14 protein-coding genes and 1 pseudogene are annotated in these 23,580 nt (G+C 51.3%); 1 reads left to right on the top strand and 14 read right to left on the bottom strand.

The window, feature by feature from the left end:
• Positions 1-33 precede the first annotated feature (33 nt).
• From ACFPPD_RS01250 to ACFPPD_RS01215, 8 genes and pseudogenes are all read right to left on the bottom strand, one after another.
• Positions 34-2,373 carry a carbohydrate-binding protein gene (locus ACFPPD_RS01250; RefSeq protein WP_378081068.1) on the bottom strand — a complete coding sequence of 780 codons (2,340 nt, stop codon included), beginning with the start codon at positions 2,371-2,373 and terminating at the stop codon, positions 34-36.
• 59 nt (positions 2,374-2,432) lie between these two features.
• Positions 2,433-3,557, bottom strand: coding sequence for a peptidyl-prolyl cis-trans isomerase (locus tag ACFPPD_RS01245; RefSeq protein ID WP_209749250.1), 1,125 nt, complete (start codon positions 3,555-3,557; stop codon positions 2,433-2,435).
• 85 nt (positions 3,558-3,642) lie between these two features.
• The gene (locus tag ACFPPD_RS01240; RefSeq protein WP_209749251.1) at positions 3,643-8,727 is read right to left on the bottom strand and encodes a sugar-binding protein; all 5,085 of its coding nucleotides are present in this window, start codon (positions 8,725-8,727) and stop codon (positions 3,643-3,645) included.
• A gap of 710 nt (positions 8,728-9,437) precedes the next feature.
• Positions 9,438-10,163 (bottom strand): annotated as a pseudogene (locus tag ACFPPD_RS01235) (PLP-dependent cysteine synthase family protein).
• Positions 10,064-13,174, bottom strand: a complete 3,111-nt coding sequence (locus ACFPPD_RS01230; protein ID WP_378081074.1) for a glycosyl hydrolase — start codon at positions 13,172-13,174, stop codon at positions 10,064-10,066. The pseudogene ACFPPD_RS01235 and the gene ACFPPD_RS01230 overlap by 100 nt, the downstream one beginning before the upstream one ends.
• 5 nt (positions 13,175-13,179) lie before the next feature.
• Positions 13,180-15,393 (bottom strand): helix-turn-helix domain-containing protein, encoded by a 2,214-nt coding sequence (locus ACFPPD_RS01225; protein ID WP_209749253.1) that lies wholly within the window; start codon positions 15,391-15,393, stop codon positions 13,180-13,182.
• An 81-nt stretch (positions 15,394-15,474) separates the two neighbouring features.
• Positions 15,475-16,476 (bottom strand): hydroxyacid dehydrogenase, encoded by a 1,002-nt coding sequence (locus tag ACFPPD_RS01220; protein WP_209749254.1) that lies wholly within the window; start codon positions 16,474-16,476, stop codon positions 15,475-15,477.
• Entirely contained in the window at positions 16,473-17,330 is an 858-nt protein-coding gene (locus tag ACFPPD_RS01215) for a sugar phosphate isomerase/epimerase family protein (RefSeq protein ID WP_209749255.1), read from the bottom strand. The genes ACFPPD_RS01220 and ACFPPD_RS01215 overlap by 4 nt, the downstream gene beginning before the upstream one ends.
• Positions 17,331-17,488: 158 nt before the next feature.
• Here ACFPPD_RS01215 and ACFPPD_RS01210 point away from each other — a divergent pair, with 158 nt between their 5' ends.
• A complete protein-coding gene (locus ACFPPD_RS01210) occupies positions 17,489-18,382 on the top strand; it encodes an AraC family transcriptional regulator (RefSeq protein WP_209749256.1) in 894 nt (297 codons plus the stop codon).
• A gap of 154 nt (positions 18,383-18,536) precedes the next feature.
• Here ACFPPD_RS01210 and ACFPPD_RS01205 read toward each other — a convergent pair whose 3' ends face one another.
• The 6 genes from ACFPPD_RS01205 to ACFPPD_RS01180 all read right to left on the bottom strand — a co-directional run bounded on the left by ACFPPD_RS01205 (position 18,537) and on the right by ACFPPD_RS01180 (position 23,578).
• The gene (locus tag ACFPPD_RS01205) at positions 18,537-19,220 is read right to left on the bottom strand and encodes a hypothetical protein (protein WP_209749257.1); all 684 of its coding nucleotides are present in this window, start codon (positions 19,218-19,220) and stop codon (positions 18,537-18,539) included.
• 576 nt (positions 19,221-19,796) lie between these two features.
• Positions 19,797-20,225, bottom strand: a complete 429-nt coding sequence (locus ACFPPD_RS01200; protein WP_378081064.1) for a DUF5605 domain-containing protein — start codon at positions 20,223-20,225, stop codon at positions 19,797-19,799.
• Positions 20,226-20,268: 43 nt separating this feature from the next.
• The gene (locus ACFPPD_RS01195) at positions 20,269-20,955 is read right to left on the bottom strand and encodes an apiosidase-like domain-containing protein (RefSeq protein WP_378081062.1); all 687 of its coding nucleotides are present in this window, start codon (positions 20,953-20,955) and stop codon (positions 20,269-20,271) included.
• Complete coding sequence (locus ACFPPD_RS01190; protein WP_378081060.1) at positions 20,952-21,041, bottom strand: DUF5060 domain-containing protein; 90 nt, start codon at positions 21,039-21,041, stop codon at positions 20,952-20,954. The genes ACFPPD_RS01195 and ACFPPD_RS01190 overlap by 4 nt, the downstream gene beginning before the upstream one ends.
• 83 nt (positions 21,042-21,124) lie before the next feature.
• Complete coding sequence (glpK, locus tag ACFPPD_RS01185; protein ID WP_378081059.1) at positions 21,125-22,633, bottom strand: glycerol kinase GlpK; 1,509 nt, start codon at positions 22,631-22,633, stop codon at positions 21,125-21,127.
• A gap of 3 nt (positions 22,634-22,636) precedes the next feature.
• On the bottom strand, positions 22,637-23,578 hold the full coding sequence (locus ACFPPD_RS01180) for a transketolase family protein (protein ID WP_209749259.1): 942 nt from the start codon (positions 23,576-23,578) through the stop codon (positions 22,637-22,639).
• Positions 23,579-23,580 lie beyond the last annotated feature (2 nt).

The raw sequence follows: 23,580 nt of genomic DNA, 5'->3' as shown, positions 1-23,580 counted from the left end.
TGCAAGGCTGCGCCCCAGCGTTGGAGTTGGTGTTCACGGTGTCACTGTGATTTTATCTATGTTGACTAGACCCGTATCACCTGAATCGTATTTGTATGAGATCGTATTATTGCCGGCAAGAAGTGTTAACTCCTCCGGTTTCAAGCCCCAAGTATCCCAATTCGTAGTAAAAGGAAGCGAGGTTTGTTTAATTTTCGTGCCATTGACATAAATGCTGATCGTTCGTGCAGACGTTCTCCCGTTCGCATACCGCAGCTCAACATTTTTACTGCCTGCTGAAGCCACATTGACTGTGAAAGTCGTTGTCGCTCCTATTGACCAATACCCCCCTGCGAATCCGGTACCCGTATATCCCGTATGATCCGATTGAACGACCATACCTCCGGATAAAGCTGCATTTTCTGCCTGATATTCTGTTGGTGCGTAGTATTCATGTGCTCCTATATCCGGAGTTCCATTATATAGCGAATTCCCCCAGTAATCTTTACCTCCATTGCTTGCAATACTTACACCTGCATTTCTAAGAGGCGAACCTGCCTGCAACCGATAACCGCTTACTGAATGGATATCGGTTCCGCCGCTTCCCGGATTCACAAGAAGTGGATCCGCTGTAATATAACTAGAACCGGGATTCACAGGAGTATGTCCATAGAAACTGTTATTGCTGAATGTCCTGTAAGTTCCGTTCGCGTAAGTGATATATGAAGTGGCGTTAGTATAGAAAATGTTATTCTTGAAGTCACCCAGTCCGTTAGGCCGCCCTTGGTTAAAAGGGAAACCATATGAATTAGCGGGACTCTGGTAGAATACATTATTGTAGAAATAGATGGGAACTCCATTACCTAAGGAAAAAAAACCTTGATAGAAATCCTGGTTTAAGCCGTCATTTTGGCTGATGTTGTACCTCGCAATAAGAGTTGGATTATTAACTTGATCTACATAAAGGATAAATCCACCCTCATTATTACGGCTGTAGTTATATTGATATACATTCGTTCCGCCCATCCCATAGTCGAAATCCCATGGTTCCCCGTCATACTGCAACCTTTTTGTACCTTCTACATAATTATACTGGAATGTTGCGTTGTTGGTGTGCAGCGCCCATATGCCAGCGACAGCCACGCCGCCAATGGCGTTAATCCCGCCATTAATCGCTCTGTTGTTCTGGATGAGGGGGGTTTCTGCACCCTGAACCGTAATAGGGTTGCCGGAGACATTTGTAATGGTGTTGTTTTGGAGGAGAAGATTGTACATTCTGTAGGCGACAGGAGTGACAGGAGCGTTATCATAAAAACCTTGTGCCGACGAGTCATGGATATAATTATTGTCAATGGTAATACCGTCAAAATCCGTGTTTGGACTCATATAAATGCCTGCATTAAAATACTTGTTATATGGATCCGGGTGTGATGCATTCGATTGGCTGGAAAATCCCTTGATGTTATGGATATCGTTGTTTTTGATCGTAATCCCGTACTTAGTTCCGGAACCGGAGTTGGAAGTAATTTTTATTCCGCTTCTCAACCCTTCAAATGCGGCGTCATTTGTCAACTCTAGGCCATCCACCGTCACGTAGCTGACATTATCCAGAAGAACGGGAGCTTCCGTAGAACTCACCAACGATGCATCATCGATATATATTGTGCCTCCTCCGCCTGTCGAATCGGTGAACATAGGCTTTACGGATGTATTGGCACCGCTGGGAACCGTTAGGTTTACCTGAGTCCAGTTGGAAGTCGCGGTGAAATTCCGTGTGGCGAGAATGGTCGACCAATTATTGTTATAGACGCGCAACATGACTTTTCCGCTGCCTTTGATGTAAGCAGTGAAGTTATAATTTGTATTAGGATTTACAGCTACACTTGTTTTATAGGTATTCTCGTATCCGCCTGCAGCCACTAGCTTTAACGATTTGGTTCCGGTACGTGCATTTGCTGCATCTGTCTGGATCGAGAACGGCGAATTCACGACCCACCCGGACGTTGCATTCTCAAATCCCGGGTCAGACAGCAATTCGTTTCCGACAGAACCGGCAATAATCGGTTTGCTTGACGTTCCGCCGTATGATCCTATGACGATCGGGTTTCCGCTAGCGCCGCTGGAAGTCACTTTGAGCTGTCCGGTCCATGTACTGTTGTATTTAAATAAAATGTTGTCGCCGGGTCCAAAAGCGGTAGCATTTACTTTACTTAATGTTTTCCAAGGTGTTGAAGTAGAAGTGCCGTCATTACTATCATCTCCGGCTACGGAATCTACATAATACGTTGTATTGGCTGCGCTTACAATTTCAACTGGGCTTAAAACGAATACCATCGTAAACATCATGCAGATCATTGTAAATACCGAGGTGTGTCTCTTAAACTTTTTACTCATAGTGAATCGCCAACCTTTCGATTTTTTTAAAAATAATAATGCATATAAAACGCTGATCTTTATCTCAATATCACCTCCTTCATAGCTTCTTCAATAATTTCTACCGTGGCATCCTTAACCGACTGATTTATAAATGTTTCATATTTGATATCCATCAAAGCCTTCTTCATACTTTCCTTTACTTCCCCTAATGGTTTATAGTCCCTTGCGCGTCTTTCCAAAAACTTATATATCCCTATTCTATTGGTATCTTCAACAATGTCAGATACCTGGCCTACGCGGAAGTTTTCAATATCTTTAAGCCAAACTTGGCCTTCACTGAACTCTTCTTTTGTTTTATAGTCACCTAAAACTTTTTCCGCTGCAGTTACTGTTTGGTCCTTTTTATTAACCAGTTCGTCATAGATCGCGTCAAAAGATTCTCCCGCGTCCATCCTGTTCTTGATCGCTTCAAGTTTAGTCATTGAAGCATCCATCTTTGCCTTCTTATCTGTTTCATTAGAGAAAGATATCATGATGGCTCTTACTGTATTCAGGTCTTCCAATTTATACAGCTCATCCTTCTTGCTCTCGTAATAATCTTCATAATCCTGATCCGTAAGTTTAAAATTGTCTTTTAGCTTTTCCTTTAATTCCGTAATGATATTGCGAATATTCTCTTCTACATATAAAGGTTCCTCATAGGTAATCGGTCCATAGACAACCCCCCCTTTCTTCACCGTCTCCTGTCTTCTTTCATTCTCTTTCTTCATATCTTCCAGCAATGTTGGATAGCTAATGTCTTTGACGATGCCAAACTTTTTCCCGATCTCTTGCTGAATCTTTCTTTTCACGCTGCTTTCCAATGCTTGTTTTTTTAGCATTTCTATAGGTGTTTCTCCGCCATGCGCCGTTGTCCAAAACTCTTTACTGTCCTCCACGCCATATTTGTTTCTGAAATACTCATAAATAGAACTTCTTTGCGCATTCAAATCATGCAGAAGCTCGCCATAGGCAACAGGTTCTCCATTGACTACAGCAATCGGATCATAGATGCTAAGCTCTCTGCCGTTATTAGCAGACTTCTTGAAATACGCCGCTCCTGTCGATACAACCAATACAAGCAAGGTAAGACCTAACAAAATATATATGTTTTTGTTTTTTTTCGTCTTCAAAAAACCTTCAGCATTTGTTGTTTTGCGCATGCTATACTCCTTTCGTCAACGGCAAGAGGGGCTGTTCATTACGAACAGCCTCTATTCTGCGCTCTGAGCAGTAATCGTTCTCTTGTTATTTCACTGCATGGTATAACCTGTAAATCATCGTTGCCGCTTGGGCCCGGGTCGAATGTGCCTTCGGAGCAAACTCGCCGGCACCTAATCCATTAACGATTCCGCCCTGCTGCAAAGCATTTACGGCTTCATTTGCGTAACCCGAAATCTCGGACCGATCCATAAATTGGACAAATTCCATTGTTTTCCCTAGTTCAGCATGAAGCTGATCTGCCACTCGATAGATCATGACTGCCATATCCTGTCTGCTGATCTTCTCATTAATTCCGAAGCTTCCATCCGCCTTGCCATTCGCAATGCCCAACTTATGAGCGGATGCGATAGCGCTGTAGTACCAAGTGCCTTGCTTCACATCACTCAAAGTCGCAATTGCCTCCGAATCGGCAAGTCCAAATACTTGGATCAGCATTGTAATGAACTCTGCTCGCGTCACTTCGCCGTTCGGATTGAAATTACCGTTGCCGACTCCGCTAATTGCGCCTCTCGCAGCCAATCCCTCGATTGCATCCTTTGCCCAGTCCGTTTTCGCAATATCAGCGAATGTCACATCCGCATAGGCAGCGGCATACTTGCTGAAGTGATGGGGTTTAAACTCGATTGTTCCCGTTTCCGGATTGTATTTGCCGTTCGTCACGACCTCAAGCTTACCTTCATCGGTAATATAATAGATGACCACTTTATTCGGATTCTCTCCGGGCTCTAGCGTGTAAGGAACCTCTACCTTCACGTCATTGCCATCGAATTTGCTGATCTTGTTTTCGTCCACGCTCAGGTTGAAGACGTAGACTGTCGTACTGCCGCCCAATTTCTTCTGAACATCCTCCGATAATGTGGTTGTATCTACCTTCGCTACAGATAGCTGCAAATTCTCATAGGATGTACCGTCGTTCTTTTTCAGAATGTCCGGATTGATTGAGATTGTGGCAAGTCCGCTATGGACTGCAATCGTATCGATCTTATGATCTTTGGCCTCTGTGATCTGTTTGACCGGAATTTGCACTTGAACCTCTTTCGCCCCGGGTTCAGACTTCACTTCTATATTCACTTTCGTTCCAGCCGCGTCGTTGATTGCCTCTTGAAGAGCCTGAGAGTCAACTTTAGCGGAAGCTACGCCGTTGGCGTCCGTCGTCGCTTGGACTTCTACTGTCGGAGCTGGCGGGGCTGGGGTGCCTGTTGGCTTCGGCTTCGTTGTCGGTGTTGGCGTCGGTGTTGGCGTCGGTGTTGGCGTCGGTGTCGGCTCCGATGAAGCAAGCGTTAAGTCACCGAACAAACTCGGATTCTGATACGCGTTTGCCGTGCCGTCATTCCATGCAAGCTGCCCTGCGCGGATGCCCGGCTCATTACTGTCGTTAACCATGACATCGAAGCCAATAATCTTCCCTGAAGCAGGGGTGACCCCAAGCGTAGACCAAGGGATCTTCACTTCGATGCGATAACCCCCGTTTCGGTTAACACCGGCATAAGCGACACCGGTCATCGCATTATGCTTATTTTCTTTCCCGGCGCTGCCGTCATAATTGATTTGGTACTGGAAGTCATCCTCCTGATAGGTAATGGAGGCGTCATGATTCGCATCAAAGTACAGATCCACAGAGTCATCCGTGTGAATCAACGCAGAACCGCTATTCAAATTCGTGTCGTCTACATCAATCATCACATAAACATTTTCGTTGTCCCATAAAGTGCCGAATTTCGCCGAACTCAGGGGCATTCCCAGAGATACTTTGGCAATGGGTACATTTACCTTGCCGATCCAAGCCTGGTCCATTACCCCATCGATCATGATTGTCGTATCTGTGTAAGCAGCCTCGGTTGTTTCCGGCACCGGCAGCGGTTCCGGATCCGACTGTTTCGGCCCAGATCCATACAGCGTGAACGGAGACTGCACCTCCCAGCCCGATGTGGCGTTCTCGAACCCGGGATCGGCAAGCAATTCGGATGATGCCTTGAAAGAGACATCATCGATATAGATCGTGCCACCGCTTACTGAATCGGTAAATATGGGATAGACGGATGTGCTTGCGCCGGTAGGTACCGTCAAACTTACAAGGCTCCAATCGGAGGTCGCGGTAAAGGTCTGCGCGGCAAGAGAAGCCCAGGTATCGCCTTTGACCGCTTGAAGTATGAGAGATCCGCTTCCCTTGATAAATGCCGTAAACGTATAGTCCGTGTTTGGCAACACGGTTATGGGACTTTTACTGAAGGTATTCGCATAGTTCCCTTGGCTCTCGAGTTTCAACGAATAATTTCCAGTGTGGCTAGCGTCCGATGGGGGCGCCGTATACGTTTCGATAGAGAATGGTGATGGCAGCTCCCATTCAGGAATATCATTCTCGAAGCTTGGATCGGTAAACAATTCGGCGGATGTCTTGAATGAAACATCGTCCATATAGATGGTTCCCCCGCTTGCCGAATCGGTGATCAGCGGAATGACGGCTGTATTTGCGCCGGTAGGTACCGTCAAACTTACTTGGCTCCATTCGGAGGTCGCCGTGAAGCTCTGCCCGGCAAGAACCGACGACCAGTCAGCACTATAAACTCTAAGCATAAGTGATCCGCTGCCCCTGATGTATGCCGTGTACATATAATCCGTATTCGGCAACACGGTTATAGCGCTTTTCGTATAGGCGTTTGCGTATTGGCCCTCGGACACCAGCTTTAATGAACGGTTCCCGTTGTGTGACTGGTTGTTTGTCGATATTGGTGTAGGTATTGGCTCTACATAGGTTTCGATAGCGAATGGCGATGGCAGCTCCCATTCAGAAATATCATTCTCGAAGCTTGGATCGGTAAACAATTCAGCGGATGTCTTGAATGAAACATCGTCCATATAGATGGTTCCCCCGCTTGCCGAATCGGTGATCAGCGGAATGACGGCTGTATTTGCGCCGGTAGGTACCATCAAACTTACTTGGCTCCATTCGGAAGTCGCCGTAAAGCTCTGCCCGGCAAGAACCGACGACCAGTCAGCACTATAAACTCTAAGCATAAGTGATCCGCTGCCCCTGATGTATGCCGTGTACGTATAATCCGTATTCTGTGACACGGTCATAGCGCTTTTCGTAAAGGCGTTTGCGTATTGGCCCTCGGACACCAGCTTTAATGAACGGTTCCCGCTATGCGCATGGTTTGAATATTCGAACGCTCCTATATCAGGGGTCCCATTATATAGTGAATTGCCCCAATAATCTTTACCTGCATTGTCCGGAATCACCACACCTGCATTGATACAGGGGGAAGTCGATTTCAGTTGATAACCGCTTACCGAGTTTATATTCGTTCCGCCGCTTCCCGGATTCACGAACTCGGCATCCGCAATGACGGCATTGGAACCGGGATTTACGGGAACATGTCCCGAGAAGCAGTTATTGCTGAATGTTCGGGTTCCGCTGGCATTCGCATAAGCAATATTGGATGTGGCAGGCGTGGAGAAAATGTTATTCTTGAAGTCGCCTTTCGTATTCTGGCTCGATGCCGGCCATGGAAAACCATTGGCATGACTGGAATCTTGGTAGAACACGTTATTGTAGAATTGAACCGGAGTCTCTGCACCTAGCGCAAAAAATCCTTGGTAGAAATCTTGGTTTGTGCCGTCATTTTGGCTGATGTTGTACCTCATAGTAAGAGTCGGAGCTGGAGTCGCGCTTTGAGGTACATAAAGCATAAATCCACCCTCATTATTACGGCTGTAGTTATATTGGTATACATTCGTTCCGCCCATCGAATAGTCGAAATCCCATGGATATCCATCATATAGTAACCTTCTGGTGCCTTCGGCATAATTATGCTGAAAGGTTGCGTTGTTGGTATGAAGCGCCCATATGCCAGCGATAGCCACGCCATCAATGGCGTTAACCCCGGCATTAATCACGCTGTTGTACTGGATAAGGGGGGCTTCTGCACTCTGGACAGTAATAGGATTGCCAGAGACATTTGTAATGGTGTTGTTTTGGATGAGAAGATTGTACATTCTGTTGGCGATAGGAGAGTTATCATAAAAACCTTGTGCCGACGAGTCATGGATATAATTATTATCAATGGTAATACCGTCGAAATTCGTGTTTGGACTCATATAAATGCCCGCATTAAAATACTTGTTAAATGGATCCGGGTGTGATGAACTCGATTGGCTGGAATATCCCTTGATGTTATGGATATCGTTGTTTTTAATCGTAATCCCGTACTTTGTTCCAGTGCCGGAGTTGGAAGTTATTTTTATTCCGCTTCTCAACCCTTCAACTGCCGCGTCATTTGTCACCTCCAGGCCATCCACTGTCACATAGCTGACATTATCCAGAAGAATAGGAGCTTCTTCGTAGATGTCGAACGATGCGTCATCCATGTACAGGGTGCCTCCTCCTCCGGTCGAATCGCTGAACGCCGGATGCACGGTTGTCTCGGAACCTACAGGGACAGTGAGGCTTACCTGATTCCAGTCGGAATTGGCCGTGAAGGTTTGCGAAGCAATAACGGATGAAGATGAACTGTCGTAGACTTTCAATGTAATTGATCCGCTGCCCTTCAAATAAGCGTAGAAGGTATACGAGGTACCAGGAACTACCTGTACAGTACCCGTTGGATAGGAGCTTGCGTTGCCTCCAGCTGTAACAAGCTGCAATGATTTGGTTCCGCTGCGCGCTTTCGATGATACGCCCTGGATCGAGAACGGTGGCTGTACGGTCCACCCGGACGTTGCATTTTCAAATCCCGGATCGGACAACAACTCGGTTGTGGCAGAGCCGGCAATAATCGGTTTGCTTGACGTTCCGCCGTATGATCCTATGACGATCGGGTTTCCGCTAGCGCCACTGGAAGTCACTTTGAGCTGTCCGGTCCATGTACTGTTATATTTAAATAAAATCTTGTCGCCGGGTCCAAAAGCAGTAGCATTTACTTTACTTAATGTTTTCCAAGGTGTTGAAGTAGAAGTGCCGTCATTACTATCATCTCCGGCTACGGAATCTACATAATACGTAGTATTGGCTGCGCTTACCGTGGCAACCGGGCTTAATACGAATAGCATCGTAAACATCATGCAGATCACTATAAATATGGAAGTATGTTTCTTAAAATTTTTACTCATCGCTCATGACCAACCTTTCTATTTTTACTTTTTTTCCAATCCAATGAAACGCCAATCCACAAAAGCAAACAGAAAAACTAGTTGGATAGGCAAAATATGTCCTCCTGTTCTTGTTAATTGAATACTAATCAGTAGTGGAACTAACTGTATACTTTGAAAAAAACGGTGCCTTTAAAATCTGCTAATTTTGAAGTTTAATTTTTAGAATAACTTTGATTTTTAACACTTCTCTCTTTTCATTTGTTAAGGCCGTTCGATCTTGGAAGTTCTTATCAGTACATGCGGAATGTCTTCTGCGGCAGCAAATCGAGGCGAAACTAAGGCGATGTGGGCAAAACCACAGCGATGATCAACCTGGGAATCGGTTTGGCTGGCGATGAAAAAGAGCAAGCACATTCCAGAAAACGACTGGAGCCTTAGATTCTCCTCAAAAGCTCCTTGTTGGAGGGTCTTCCCGGGCTTCCTTTACTTCTTCGCTCTTCATGATGACCTTATGTTTGTCTCTGAAATTACTTTGCACGTTAGGATTGGCTTCTAACTGTTAGTTTTGTGCCTCGATATACCGCATGCTCATCCCCCGATCTCTGTAGATAAATTCGATTATTAACACAAAGAACCCGAGAGAGGCACTTTTTTCAAAGTGTCCATTTCTCGGGTCACAGTTCACATCGAAGTGGAACAGGATGTTATTAGTCGTCTATTACTTTGCGCTATTCGAACAGATCCGTACTTAAATATTTCAAGCCGGAATCATTGATCGTCAGCACGATGTTTGAGCCGCGCTCCTTGCCTTTCAACAATTTCAAAGCCGCAGCCACGTTGGCTCCCGATGAAAAACCGGCGAAGATGCCTTCTTTCCTGGCCAGATCCCTCGCGGTTTGAATCGCTTCCCCATCGGAAACCTGCACGTAGTCTTCGATTAGCTCCGGTTCATAAAGAAAAGGCAAATCCATGCAATACCCTGCGCCTTGAATGCGATGGCCGGGATTTATCACCGGTTTTCCTGCCAGATATGGCGCCGTATCCGGTTCGATCAGGTAACATCGGATAGATGGTTTATGCTTTTTTAAACCCTTGGCACAACCGGCGAATGTCTCTCCGCTGCCGACGAAATCGACGAATGCATCGATGTTCCCTTCCGTTTGCTACCTGGTCGACCAACACGACCTGCCCAAAGCCTTCATCATTCTTGCTCTTTCAGGCGAATTCCCCTTCGACATGACGGCGATAAAAGGATACCCTTTCCCAGCGCAAACGATAGCCAATCCGGTTCCGGTATTCCCGCTCGTCAGCTCGATAACCGTTTGACCGGGCGCCAATGTCCCGCTTCGCAGACTTATCCTCCTCTGCTGTAAATCCGAATCTCCCCCATCAAGCCGTAAGGACGCAGCACGTATTCCTCCGTATGCTCCTCCCCCGTCGAATGGAACGACCACCAATCGATCCACGACGAATCCGACCGGGCAGCGTGCAGCGGGCCGAGCAGATTGCGGGGGCTGCCGACAACCTCGACCTCGATCCGGTTCATTCCTTGGTTGAGCCCATCCGTAAGGTCAACGGTTCCCGCAGCACGCCAGGGTATAGGCTTCCAGCGGCTGCCGTTGATCCGGAAATTCAATGTAACCGCCTCGTAAGGCCCTAACTCCATTACGATCGAATGGCCGTCCATAAGATCCGCTTCGAGGTCGAAATGAAAAATCATGCTGCCGCAATAATGAGGGTAGCCTTGCAAGCACCAGTCTCCGAACCGAAGCTTTCCGGGCTCCTTGATTAGACAACGGCTGCCGTCGACCGCGAAATCACCGATCAGGAAAGCATCCTCGATTTCCATGTCGTGTGTATATTCGCAGCTTATCTCCAGCACGTTCTCTCCTAAGGCCGGAACCGGCAGCTTGACGGTTGCCATGCAGCGGTCGAGGTACCACCCTTGCGGCCCCTCGACGATCGGCACACCGTTCAACCGGAAGCGGAACCGCTCCGCCTGCTCGAAGACCACGAACGTATCGGTCGCGGGAATGTCCTTCACCTGGAAGACGAAACGGAAATCGACGGGCTTTCCATCCTTCTCGTGAGGCTCATGAACCCAGAAATGTCGCTGGAGATTGCCGTTCGCGTACACCTGCCTCATCCCCAGTTTCTCGCGGACGTTCTTCTGGGCTTGCCACACTTCCATCGACTCCGACCAGGCTTCATCACCGAAACGATATTGGCACCGGTCCAGCACGAGAGCATTCGGAGCCGTACGCCCGAACGAGACCGGCTCTCCGAGTCCGAGGGCGGAATCCGCGGTTGGCGTAAGACCGTCCGCTTCCCGACGGATTGTCCCGGCCGTCCTGTCCGCGCCGGACAAGACGTAAAGCTTGGATTCCGCCGGTCCGAACCGTTTATGGAATACAACGCTGCCGTCCCGCGACACGACTGACACTTCAGCCTTCTCGCCCGTCAGTGCATCCCAAGATTCCAGACGGCCGCTGCCCTGTATCCGGACTTCGACGTCATACGCATTCTCCCGGTCGTTATTGACGACGAACACGACCGTGCAATCGGGCAGTTCACGGCGCATGTAAAGCAGCCTGTCCGCCTGCCGTCCCTCCGGTAGCGTCAAGCTGACGGAACGGGATAGGCCGGCTTCCAGTTCCTCAATAAGGCCGTCAACCGCGGCAAGATGTGTAAATCGCGGATGCCGAATCATTTCCCGCAGCCGTTCTTCGGCCGCTTCCCCGTCCAGCAAAGTCGGAACCGTGCCGTAAGACAGCACGCACCCGCCTTCGTTCAAGTAATCGAGCAGCAGTTCGAGCGTAGTTCCCAGCAAATTGACGAGAGACGGCAGCACGACGACCCGATAGTCGGCTTCCCCGACCCGTAGTCGCCCGCCATCCACGCTTCCGACCTCCTGCAGGATCAGCTCATCTCCTAAATCGAAATCGTAGTGCTCTCCCAGCAGGCGGCGGACGAAATCGTTGAACTCTTGATCGTACCGGCCAAGCGCTTCGTTATTCCCACCTTGATTGAGCCAATCCTCCGCCTTTACGTCCTGGCCGAGCATGGCCCAGACCGACGTCGCCCGGTGAAGGACCAACACGTCCCGGACGACGCTCCCTTCGCTCAATACCGCGCCAAGCCGGGCGAAATAATCTTCCATCACGCGGTTATGCTCCCACCAGTTTACGTTGTAATTGAACGAGGGCGGATAGTCCCGCTTGCGGCATCCGCGAAGGGAGTATAACGCAAGGTGGTGGGTGAGAAGATTCACCCCCAGCGCGAACTGCCAATCTCCGATCCATTTGCGGCCTTCGAAAGAAAAATCCCAACCCGTCACGCCGTAGGTTTCCGTGATGACTCTCTTCTTCCCGTATTGGTTCGCTACGCTCGACACCTGCTTAACCGTCAAGCTTTCGTCCGTCTGCTCGCACAGCGTGTCGATGCCGGGAATATCCAGATAGCGGTAATTTGGCATAACGGCACCGCAATGCCGGGTCGCCCCTACCACGTCCACTTCGCAAAAATGGCCGGTGAAAGCAAGCCCGTTCTCCCGGCACCAGTCGCCGATTTGTTTCGAATAGCTTTCGCAGAACTGTTCGGTGACGGTCTTCCAGAAATCGAAGCGGATTTTGGAGGAGGGCCGGCCATGGTAGAAGAAATAGGGAAGACGATCCCATATCTCATAGCCGCACTTATCGGCGAACGTCTTGGGCAGCGTATCCGACCAAGGGATCCAGGTCATCTCCGGCTGATCCAGCCCTTCCTTGAACCCGAGAATGCTGGGCTCGTCGGTGAAGATCCCGGGAATCGTCCGTCCGAATTCTTCGCCGACGGCCGACTTATACCGCTCGTAAGTCGTCTCCAGAAAAATCGCGGTCGATTCGGGGTTCAAATGGTCCGGGTACGTTTCCCCATGGCACCACTCATTCCGGGCGGCCACGTGCCTGCGCATCACCAAATATACTTCATCGCCACTAACGCCGCGAGCGTCAGCATCCATTTCCTTCAAACGCACGCAGCTCAGCAGTTCATTCCCGTCCCCGCTAACCCTTACGTGATAGACGGCCAGCACCGAATCATCGGTCCGATCGAAGCTGCGGCAAACCGTCAGCGACAACGCTTTGGCGCGCACCGCGTCTCCGCCGATGCGGGGCACCATGCCGCCTCCCATGCCGGAGGAATACTTGTCTTCGTCGTATAACCACGCATGCAGCCCCTCGGCTTTCGCCTTGGCGACCGTATCCTTGATACGTTCCATGAATTCTTCGCCCAAATACGGCGTCTCGAGTCCTTCCCGGACGTGCATCATGAAGCCGCCCATTCCCTGCTCCTTGAAGCCTTCGACCTGGGCGTCCAGCTCAGCCTGCTCCAGCTTGCCGTTCCACGACCAGAACGGGACGGAGCGATTCTCGGAGGGAGGTTCCGAGAATTTGCCGATAAGCTCGGCATAAGTCAATCCCTGCATCTTCTTCAATTGGCTTCGTTCCTTTTCCGGTATTCGCTTGGCGTCAGCCCCGTGTATTTCTTGAACATCCGGTTGAATGAGGTAATATTCTGGTAACCGACCGACCGCGCGGCATCCCGAATTTTCAGACGGTCATCGTCCAGCAGGCTTGCCGCTTTCGCGATTCGGGTTTCGTTAATATAGTCAACGATATTCATCCCGGTTTTGGCCTTGAAATAAGAGGATAAGTATCCGCTACTCATCTTGAGCTTCGCCGCCAGAACATCCAAGTAGATCTCGTCCGCCAAGTGCGCGTTGATATAGTCGACGACTTGGGACGTAATCGGATGTTTCTCTTCTTTCTTCTCCCTTACGGCTTCCGCCGTCCTTGTTACCCATTCGGCCAATAACCGCTCCAATTCCTTAACCGTGCGGCAATTCCCGATCAACTCTCCCGTTTTGCCCAGCACGGCATCGGTTTCCTCGGGATCCAGGGGGAAAGGCGTAACCGCGTTCCGAATTTTGCCGGCGACGGATTCCGTAAATCGCGCCAGCGATGCCGCAGTCGGAATATGTCGGTGCCACCTTGCGAAGTGCTGTTCGATCAACGCCGCAAGCTGGGCGGCATTCCCCGCTTTCAAATTCGCTTCCAGCTCTTTATTCTGATCCGGCGAGAAGCCGAGGGCGACGGGCGCGACGCCGCGCTCGCGGATGATTTGCGTTTCGCCGGTCAATAGCCGTTCGCCCGCCAGTTCCTGCGCTTCCTCGTAAGCCGCGGTCAATTGATCCGAAGCCGAATACGCCGACGTGACGGCCATCGTGACGATGCCGTACTCCCGATCCTGGTCGAACACGCCCTTCATTTGGACGAGAAGCGCGACGACGTCCTCTTGCCGTTCCGTGAAGACGAGACTGAGAATCTGATCCCGTTCGATCTGAAACGTCAATGAATCCGGGAAATCCGGTTTCAGCTTGCTGTCTATGAATATTCTCAGATAATAGAGCCAGTTCTGAACGACTTCCGGCGTATGAAGCTCGTTCATGTCAGGCTGGATTTGGAAGAGAACGAACGCGAACGGCTTGCCCGTAAAATCGAGCTTCGGAGCGTGGGATTCATGGTTCCGTATCGCCTTGAGATGGTTGATGAAGCTCAGTTGGCGGAACAACATCCGGTTGCCGTGGATTTGGCCGCTGATGATATTGAATTCCTTGATCTTCGACCGGTAGGGCGGCTCGTCGTTCATGCGCCGGATCGATTCGATCACTTTCTTGAGCGGATCGTTGATACGCGCCGCGAACAGAAACGAGAACAAGATGCTAAGCGCGATGGCGGCCAAGATAATGACAAGGAGCGTGATATTGATCCTCGTCTGGGCGGCGATCCGGTCCACCGGCACCCGCGAGACGTAGGTAAACCCGGTTTGTTCGCCCGTATTCAGAAAATAATATTTCCCGTCCCGGATGAACGCTCCGTTTTTTCCGAGCATGCGCAACTCTTCGAAAGCCGGGAAAGACTCCTGCTCCGTTCTGCCGAAGAGCGGTTTTCCGAGGTCGTCGTAGATCATGAAGTCTTTATAAATGCTCTGGTGAAACGCGTTGTACATTTTGCCGGCATCGAGAAACACGACCATATAGAAATCATGATTGTCGATGCTCTTGATGATGATCGGAATCAACTCGCCGAGCAGCTGCGGACTATCGTGGAACATGGTATTCGCCATCGGGGCGGATGGAAAGATCCGGTACGTGTAAGACTCCCCGAATTGCCGCCTCCAGAATTCCAAAGGGTATTCTTTGCTCACGGAAAAGACGTCGAACATCGCCTCGGCGTTCGTGCTGGTCCCCTTCTCCAACACAAGACCGTCCCGCTTCGAGTAGAAAACGATATTGTTGATGTATAGATACGGAACGGTCGTCCATCTCGCGATTTCGCGAATGATCATAGGATAGTTGACGTTGTCGGGTTTCTTCCGAAGTCTTATAATCTCATCGCTCGTAAAAAAGAGAAGCATTTGCTGCTTAACGAGATTCAGGTGCTTTTCATAGCTGTCTTTCGTATTGTCGAGCAATGACGTGTTGTACTTGACGACCTCTTGCTTGACGTTGTTTTTGGATACGGACACCGAATACAAGGTAAGGGAAGCGAGCAGAAGCACGATGAACAAAAATCCCGCTATGAGCCGTATGAAGAGGGAATTCGTTCTGCTTCTGATGAAAAGGATCGGTTGAATCTTTTTCATGATGTCCCCGCCTTCGGTATGGCGTAACGGATTGTCGCCGGTTTTCCATATCTTATCAAAGCAGGTCAAGCCATGTATACCCTATCTCGGCGTCAGCCTGCGGAAGTGGTTTAACGAGACTTTGCCAAGCAATTTTTCGCCTTTCGCGAAACGGTGCAATTCATCGACGATAAAATCGCAGAGTTCGCGCTTCAGCAAGCCGTGAAATCCGCCGATATGGGGCAAGCACAGGACGTTCGGCATCGCCAGAAGCTCATGGTCCGCCGGCAGCGGCTCCCGGTCGTAAACGTCGAGGGCGGCATGGATGCGGCCCGTACGGAGCTCATCCGTCAACGCCCGCTCCTGCACGATCGGACCGCGCGCCGTATTGACGAAGAGCGCGCCGTCGCGGAGCCGCCTCAGCTGATCGGCGCCGATCATTCCTTCCGTGCGGGGCGTCCACGTATTGTGCAGCGAAACGATGTCGCTGCGCTCGAACAGCTCGTTCAACCCGCACAGCCGAGCACCGTAGGCTGCCGCTTCCTCTTCCGTACAGTAAGAGGAGTACAGCAAGAGAGTCGCGTTGAAAGGACGCAGCATCCGAATAACTTGCTTGGAGATTTCGCCGTGCCCCACCAAGCCGATGACCCTTCTGGTCACGCCGAGAACCGTTTCCCGATTATTGTCGCTCCACTGTCCCCGTCCGATCCTGGCGCTGTTTTCCTTCAAGTTCCATGCTCCCGCCAGCATCAGCGCAACCGCGCACTCGGCGGTCGAAAGCGCGAGCACTCTGTTGGCCGACGTGACGGCAATGGCCGTATCGAACACGTCCTCGTTCACGATGGAAGCGACGCTTCCGGCCCCGTGACCGATGAACTTCAATTTCCCTGCTCGAGCAAGTACCTCCGGGGTGAAGACGGGAGACCCCCATGAAGTGATGCAGGCATCGTAATCTCCGATGCGTTCGGCGAGATCGCGGCTGGCGAAAGGCTCGTTCAACGGTACGAAATCGACCTCGGAAATGCCGGCCAGCTTGTTTACCGTCAGCATCCGCCAAAATAATTCCCGCAATTCCGCGTTCGCGATCGCGACCAATGTTCTCACTTTGAAATCCTCCATTCGCGTGAGCGGAAATTGTCCCGCATGAATGCAACGTAATGCGGCAAAACGACTGCCGGTGCCGCGCCCGGAACCTGCAGTTCTTTTCGCCATTTGGTTTCCCATTCGAAAGAATAGTAACCGGCATACCCCGCTTGCTCAAGCAGATCGATGATCGCGCCGATCGGAACTCGTCCCTCTCCGACCTTCGTATACTTCCAACTCCGTTCAAGCGGATCCTCGAAAGGAATGCCGTCTTTGATATGGACATGAACGCATCGCGAACCGAGCAGCGCAACCGTCTCCGCCGGCGTTTCTCCTTCTTCAAGCGGGTGGATGATATCGTAAATCACCGCGCAATTCGGCTTCCCCGCGTCATCCAGAAGCTTGCGGAGCGACCGGCCGGTCGCGAATTCGTTATGCGTTTCGATCCATACTTGCACGCCGTGGGAGGCAGCGAAATCGCAGGCCGTCCGAATGCGGGCGACGATAGCCGAATAAGGAATATCCGGAGCCGGATGGTCCCTGCGGGTATTGAAATAGCCCAGAAAAATCCGCACCCCGCCCGCTTTCAAATCCCGCGCAAGCAAGACGACCCTACGGAATTGTTCGAATTCCGCTTCGTCCCCTTCGCCGCCCGTAAAACATACGCCGGAACCGATATTGGTAATGAGAATGCCGTTCTCCTCGATTTTCCGAAGCGCGGATTTCCGTTCCTCGTGCGTCATCAAGGCGGATATCCCCCAGGAACTCCCTTCCCTCAGCTCCATTCCGCCATAACCGCATTCCTTCGCCAACGCCGCCATCTCATCCAAAGTCCAACCCTCGCAAGGCAACGTGCTGAATGCCAGACGATTCATGCCGCTCTTTCCCTCCGCTTCATGCAGGCAGTTAATGCTTGCTTCCTATTATGGCGAGACGTTTCCGATCGCGCTTTCCCTTTTCTATGTTTTTTTTGCACATTTCCGAGAATCCTTGTAACCTTGTATGGAGAGGATGCGGTGCGAAGGAGGGCGTTATGCGCGATTATCCGATTTATGCGTACAAAGAAGTGCTGGACGAGGAATTCCCTTTTAAAATCGAGGTGCGGACGCCTCTGAACATGAATCGGTCCGTGCACGCGCACGAACACCTGCAGCTCTGCTACATGATGTCCGGCAGCTGTCTTCATTGGGCGGCGGGCAAGCAGTACGTGCTGACCAAAGGCGACCTATTCTCGATCCCTCCGTTTCAGGAGCATCGCCTCGGTCCCCGCGACTCGATGGATTTCACCATGGTTCAAGTCGATTTCATGCCCCATGCGATTAACGAAAGCTTTCGCGATCTGGCGCGAATGCAGACGTTCGTCGATTTCGCCTATATCCGGCCGCTGATTTCCGAAGCCGATCTGCTCCCCAAAATGGCGCTGCCTCCCTCTACGCAACCCGAAGCCGAAAATCTGCTCCGTGCCATCCTCTCGGAATGGGAGGAACAAGAGGATGGTTACCGCCTCGCGATCAAAGCCGACCTATTGAAGCTTCTCGTCATTACCGGCAGGCAATACAAACAATATGCGCTGACTCAAAGCCGGCATGAGCATCAGAAGGTCGCGCTGCACCGGGAAGCTTTCTATAAAGCGATTGCCTACATGGAGACGCATTATTCGGAAGACCTTCATTTGGAAGCAATCGCGGCCAAAGCGCTGATGGCGCCGTCCTATTTCAGCCACATGCTGAGGCTCGTGAGAGGAAAGTCCTTTATCGAGCTCTTGTCGGCTATCCGTATACAGGCATCGATGGAACTGTTGAGAGGAACGGACCTTAACGTAACCGAAATCGCGACGCGCGCGGGCTATAATCACATCAGCCATTTCAACCGGACGTTCAAGAAGATCACCGGGGTCACGCCCGGCGACTTTCGCAAGCATCGCTAGTGATAGGTTGCGGATGCTTCTGACGAGACGAGCGCTCCAAGAAAAAACGCCTTCGGCGTCCTTGGAAGCTGAAGCAGCTTTGAGGAGGTATCAGATGTACCGATTTGGCAAAACGTAACCGTCATAGCAATGTGAGCAGCCAGGATGCAAGCCTTCACAATAAATCGGTACTTTGCACAGAACCAATGTACTCGTATTTGTATATTTTACCCGCCGCACCTGATGGGATTGCTCGGAATTTGCCTTTTTCCACAAGACTTTGGCAGTACTTAATTATCGTTTGCTTGTGGACCTCAAGTTCGTCGGCTGCTCTCGACGGGCTAATGATACGATGATTTCGAATCGCCAGTCGCATCAACTGGCGTTCTATTTTAGGATATTTGCGACGATCCGTTCCATCCTTCCCTTCCGCCGCGGCAAGATAAGGGGCTAGAATGCTTCGAACCATAGCGAGCACAAACGTTGGATTTTCTTTCATTTCATCCAGGGATATGGAGATTACGTAACAATCCTGCGATTGCAGATACAACCCTCTATTCAAATCCGTTCGATATTTCGATCGATCCGTGCCATGCGATCCATAGTCCATGATTTCGATTATGAAACGCAGACTGCCCAAGATCCACATAAAGTCCACAAAATACGACCGTCCTCGCCAGTCTTTAACTTCATATTCCGGATGCAAACCAGCAAAATGCCCCATAAGGTTCCACCATATATGTTCCGCAAACATGCGATTGCCGAATCCATGCCCTCTATTCAGAGCATCTTTTCGTTCCCCGTGGCGTTTCGACAAGTGTGCTTTGATCCACTTCTCATGCTCGATCTCGAAACTCAAGCTGCGTCATCCTTTCCAAGCTATAAAATAAGCCCCGATTTCCCTTCACGCTAGAAGGAAATCGGGGCGTGCTTCGCCGTATTTTTCTTGTATATGTCGATCATACCGAAATCGCTCCACATGAAGCAACTGTTTTTTACGGCTTAAATTCTCGCTTCTATTGAATCGAACGATTGCATAAGCCGCTTTGTGCGATATTTCGTACAAAACCTCTGCTACGGGCTGCATCGCTCACCACTTTGTGTGATATTTCGTACAAAACCTTTGCTACGGCCTACCTCGCTCACCGCTTTGTACGATATTTCGTACAAAACTCTGCGACGGACTGCCTCGCAAGCCACTTTGTACGATATTTCGAACAAAACTTCTACGACGGACTACCTCGAACGCCACTTTGAACGACTTTCCGCACTTCACCAAACAAGCAAACACGCCTTCGGCGTACTTAGACGCTGAAGCAGCTTCGCGTAGGTATCAGATGAGTACAAAGGAAATCAATAACTTATACTTTCTAATATTCAAAAATAAGCTCCCCCTTCGGTCAATACCGAAGGGAGAGCCCTTTATGATTCCGCATCAAGAATGATAGCGGTAACGCAGTGCGATATATGGCTTCGCCGGAAGCATCAAAGCGTCTCCCTTGGAATATCTTCCTTCCGCGCGTGTGATCGTCATCTCCCAGGTATCGATAATATCGACCTCGAAGGCAATACCTTCAGGCAGATAGTCGAGCTTACGGAACGATGGGCGCTTAATCCCGAAATACTGCAAATAATAGCTTCCGTCTTGACCGATTACGGTATCATCCCATCCCCGAGCGACCGGATCCATGCCCATCATCGGTCCTTCCTCCATCACGCGCCGCAGGAACGCGATTCGTTCGGGACTCGTGCCATGCAGGGTTCCTCCCTTTGCCCACCAAAGGATGTCGTCCGGATGCATGTACGTCTCGCCGTGCCCCACGTAACCTCCGAGAACCGTTCCTTCCCAGAATCGGCGAACCATTTCCTCCCCGGTAATATTACCCCATCCCCAGTTAATGTCTCCCTCATAAACAGCATTCGTCTATGACGACCGGCTTTCCGTAGCGTTTGCGCCATTCATTTACTTGATTCAGGTCCGAGCTCTGGATACTGCAATGCGTAACCCAAGGGTGACTGTGATTATACCATTTGGCGCAGTTATGATTGGAACGTAAATGCTGGTAAGGGTCGAACGTTTGAACAATTTTGAAAAAGCGGTCCCAGTCTTCGAGCTTCTTTGCCCGCATCAGATCGAATTCATTGGCCATCGACCACCAGATATGACGGAATGCAGAGAGTCGGGCGATGACATAACGGAGATAGAAATCATCGGTTTCCGAGCTCATTTCGGCGTAGCCCCAGCGGTCATACGGATGGAAGAGGATAATGTCCGCTTCGATGCCCAGCTCCATCAGATCGCGCACGCGCTGTTCCAGATGCCGAAAAAAAGCAGGGTTAAATCGCGTATAGTCCCATTCGTAAGTACCGTTATTCGAAGTGCCTTCAAAAGGATGGTAGACCGGCTCGTTATGGTTATAATCATAATGCTTCGGGAATACGCACATGCGCATCTTGTTGAAGGGCGCATTCTTCAACGTCCGAAGCGTCTGGACTGCCAGCTCTTCCTCCTGGTGATTCCATACGTAGCAGGTAGTTCCGAATGGGAAGTAGGGTGTTCCGTCCTCGTAGGCAAAATGATATTGGTTAGTCACTCGAACAGAATCCGATAGACTCCGTTTCCGTCGTAAAATCCCTCCAGTTCGAGCACGCGATTCCGATACTTGAAGGTTGCGTGCAATTGTACGTCTTTAAATGGAGTAGCCGGTTCAATACATTCTCCGCAACTCTCCCACCGTCATTGTAGCACGGAAACCGCGCGGTTCAGACCGGTTGCGGGCCGCCGATGACCGAGGCTACCGCCCGCTTCCAGCCGTCGTAATAACGATTCCTGTCGGCCTGATCGATGTCCGGCGCGAAGGTGGTAGATTCGATCGGTCCCGCCGGGATATCGTCAGGAGACGCCCAATAGCCGACAGCGAGCCCGCCCATGAAGACGGAGCCCATCGCGGAAAGCTCGGCGACGCCCGGTCTCCGGACTTGTATATCCAGCATGTCCGCCTGGAACTGCATGAGCGTCGCATTGCTCGACGCGCCCCCGTCGGCCCGGAGTTCGCGCAATACAATGCCAGATCGCGCCTGAAGCAGGTCGACCGCATCGCACACTTGATAGGCGATGCTTTCGAGCGCGGCCCGAATCACGTGCGCCTTCCCGGTTCCCCGGTTCATGCCCGTGATCGCCGCGCGCGCGTCCGGCTTCCAGTAAGGCGCGCCAAGCCCGACAAAAGCGGGCACCAGATAAACGCCTTCATTATCCTTCACCCGCGCCAGCATCGCTTCCATATCGTCGAACGTATCGAAGAGGCCGAGATTGTCGCGAAGCCATTTGATGCTGTCGCCGGAAGTCCGGATGACCGCTTCCAACGCATAGGTCACAGCGCCGCCTTGTCCCCATGCGATCGCCTGCACCAAATCTTCGCCGGCAGGGGCGGGCGAATGTCCGGTATTCATCAGCACCGAAGTCCCTGTTCCGTATGTCGCTTTCGCCATGCCGGGCTCCCAGCAAAGCTGGCCGAACAAGGCCGCTTGGGAATCTCCGATGATTCCCGCGATCGGAACCGGATACGGGAACAGGTCGGGATCCTCCGTATACCCGACCACCTCGTCGGACGATTTCACTTCGGGAAGAAGATCGGCCGGAATCCCGAATAGCCGGCACAATTCCTCGTCCCATTTCAAGGCATGGATGTCGAACAAGGAAGTGCGGCTGGCGTTCGTGATATCGGTGACGTGAACTCGTCCCCCCGTCAGCTTCCAGACAAGCCAGCTATCAATCGTACCGGCAAGCAGCTTGCCTTCGGCCAGCAACAGCTCCGCGCCTTCCGCATTCTCCAGCATCCAGCTCCATTTGGTCGCGGAGAAATAAGGATCCAGTCTCAAGCCCGTCTTGGCGCGTACAGCGCCTTCATGCCCCTCCGACTTATACGCCTCGCACCGGTCGGCCGTGCGCTGGCATTGCCAGACGATCGCGTTGCATAGCGGACGTCCAGTCGTCCGATCCCACATGACGGCGGTTTCTCGCTGATTCGTGATCGACAGCGCGGCAAGCCGGGAAGGTGCGATCCCCGCACGCTCCATTACATCTCGTGTGACCCGTTTGACGTTCGCGTAGATTTCCATAGGGTCGTGCTCGACCCAACCGGGCTTCGGGTATATCTGCCTGTGATTCGTCTGGCTCTTGGCGATGACCTGGCCATAACGGTCAACGATAAGCGCTTTCGTGCCCGCCGTGCTTTGGTCGATCGCCAGAATGAATTTATCCATAGACCGCATCCCCTATCGACCCAACATCTCGCGCGCGATCCTCTTGATGTTAGCCGCCGAGATGCCGTAATGCGCGAACACTTCCGACGACTTGCCCGCGATCGCCGGCTCGTCGGGGATTCCTAGAATGCGTACGGGCACCGGATGATGCTGGACGACGACTTCCGCTACGGCGGCGCCGAGTCCGCCGTGAACGCTATGCTCCTCGACGGTAATAATTTTCCCCGTCTCCCGCGCTGCCCGAAGAATCGCTTCCTCGTCGAGCGGCTTGATCGTGTGCATGTTGAGCACCCGCGCCGAGATGCCTACTTCGCGTAGAGCGGCTTCCGCGTCCAACGCGACCCGCACCGTCTCGCCCGCGGCGATGATCGTCACATCCGTCCCTAAGCGTAACGTCACCGCTTTACCGATGACGAATTCGTAGTTGTCGTCCGAATCGTACACGTCTTCGACCGGGTTGCGTCCGATTCGCACGTAGACGCCGCCCTCATGGTTAACGAGAGCCTCCGTCATCCTCTTCGTCTCGTGCCGATCGGCCGGCAGGATGACGGCCAACCCCGGAATCGCCCGCGCTACCGCGATGTCCTGCACGGAATGGTGCGACATGCCGAGCGCGCCGTAGCTGACGCCGCCGCTGATGCCGATCAGCTTCACGTTCGTTCCCGAATACGCGACGTCGACTTTAATCTGCTCGATGCTTCGCATGCTGAGGAAGCAGGCGGGAGACGTCACGAACGGCTTTTTCCCGCTATGGGCAAGCCCTGCCGAGATACCGACGATATTCTGCTCGGCGATGCCGACCTCCACGAATCGCTCCGGGTACGCCTTCGCGAACGGCGCCATCGCCGCGGAACCGCGGGAATCGCTCGCGAGCACCATGATGTCGCGATCTTCCTTCGAGAGCTCCAGGAGAGTCTCGCATAGGACCTGTCTGTTCGGAATCGTATTCGCCATGC

The organism is Cohnella suwonensis, from assembly GCF_042655365.1.
In the GTDB taxonomy this organism is placed as follows: Bacteria; Bacillota; Bacilli; order Paenibacillales; family Paenibacillaceae; genus Cohnella; species Cohnella suwonensis.
The sequence above is the reverse complement of the archived record's forward strand: the minus strand, read 5'-3'. Positions and strand labels throughout refer to the sequence as shown.

Excerpts from the sequence above, each read along its gene's own strand:
- ACFPPD_RS01250 (WP_378081068.1), bottom strand. The coding sequence starts at position 2,373 with ATGAGTAAAAAGTTTAAGAGACACACCTCGGTATTTACAATGATCTGC.
- ACFPPD_RS01245 (WP_209749250.1), bottom strand. The coding sequence starts at position 3,557 with ATGCGCAAAACAACAAATGCTGAAGGTTTTTTGAAGACGAAAAAAAAC.
- ACFPPD_RS01240 (WP_209749251.1), bottom strand. The coding sequence starts at position 8,727 with ATGAGTAAAAATTTTAAGAAACATACTTCCATATTTATAGTGATCTGC.
- ACFPPD_RS01230 (WP_378081074.1), bottom strand. The coding sequence starts at position 13,174 with ATGCAGGGATTGACTTATGCCGAGCTTATCGGCAAATTCTCGGAACCT.
- ACFPPD_RS01225 (WP_209749253.1), bottom strand. The coding sequence starts at position 15,393 with ATGAAAAAGATTCAACCGATCCTTTTCATCAGAAGCAGAACGAATTCC.
- ACFPPD_RS01215 (WP_209749255.1), bottom strand. The coding sequence starts at position 17,330 with ATGAATCGTCTGGCATTCAGCACGTTGCCTTGCGAGGGTTGGACTTTG.
- ACFPPD_RS01210 (WP_209749256.1), top strand. The coding sequence starts at position 17,489 with ATGCGCGATTATCCGATTTATGCGTACAAAGAAGTGCTGGACGAGGAA.
- ACFPPD_RS01200 (WP_378081064.1), bottom strand. The coding sequence starts at position 20,225 with ATGGTTCGCCGATTCTGGGAAGGAACGGTTCTCGGAGGTTACGTGGGG.
- glpK (WP_378081059.1), bottom strand. The coding sequence starts at position 22,633 with ATGCGGTCTATGGATAAATTCATTCTGGCGATCGACCAAAGCACGGCG.
- ACFPPD_RS01180 (WP_209749259.1), bottom strand. The coding sequence starts at position 23,578 with ATGGCGAATACGATTCCGAACAGACAGGTCCTATGCGAGACTCTCCTG.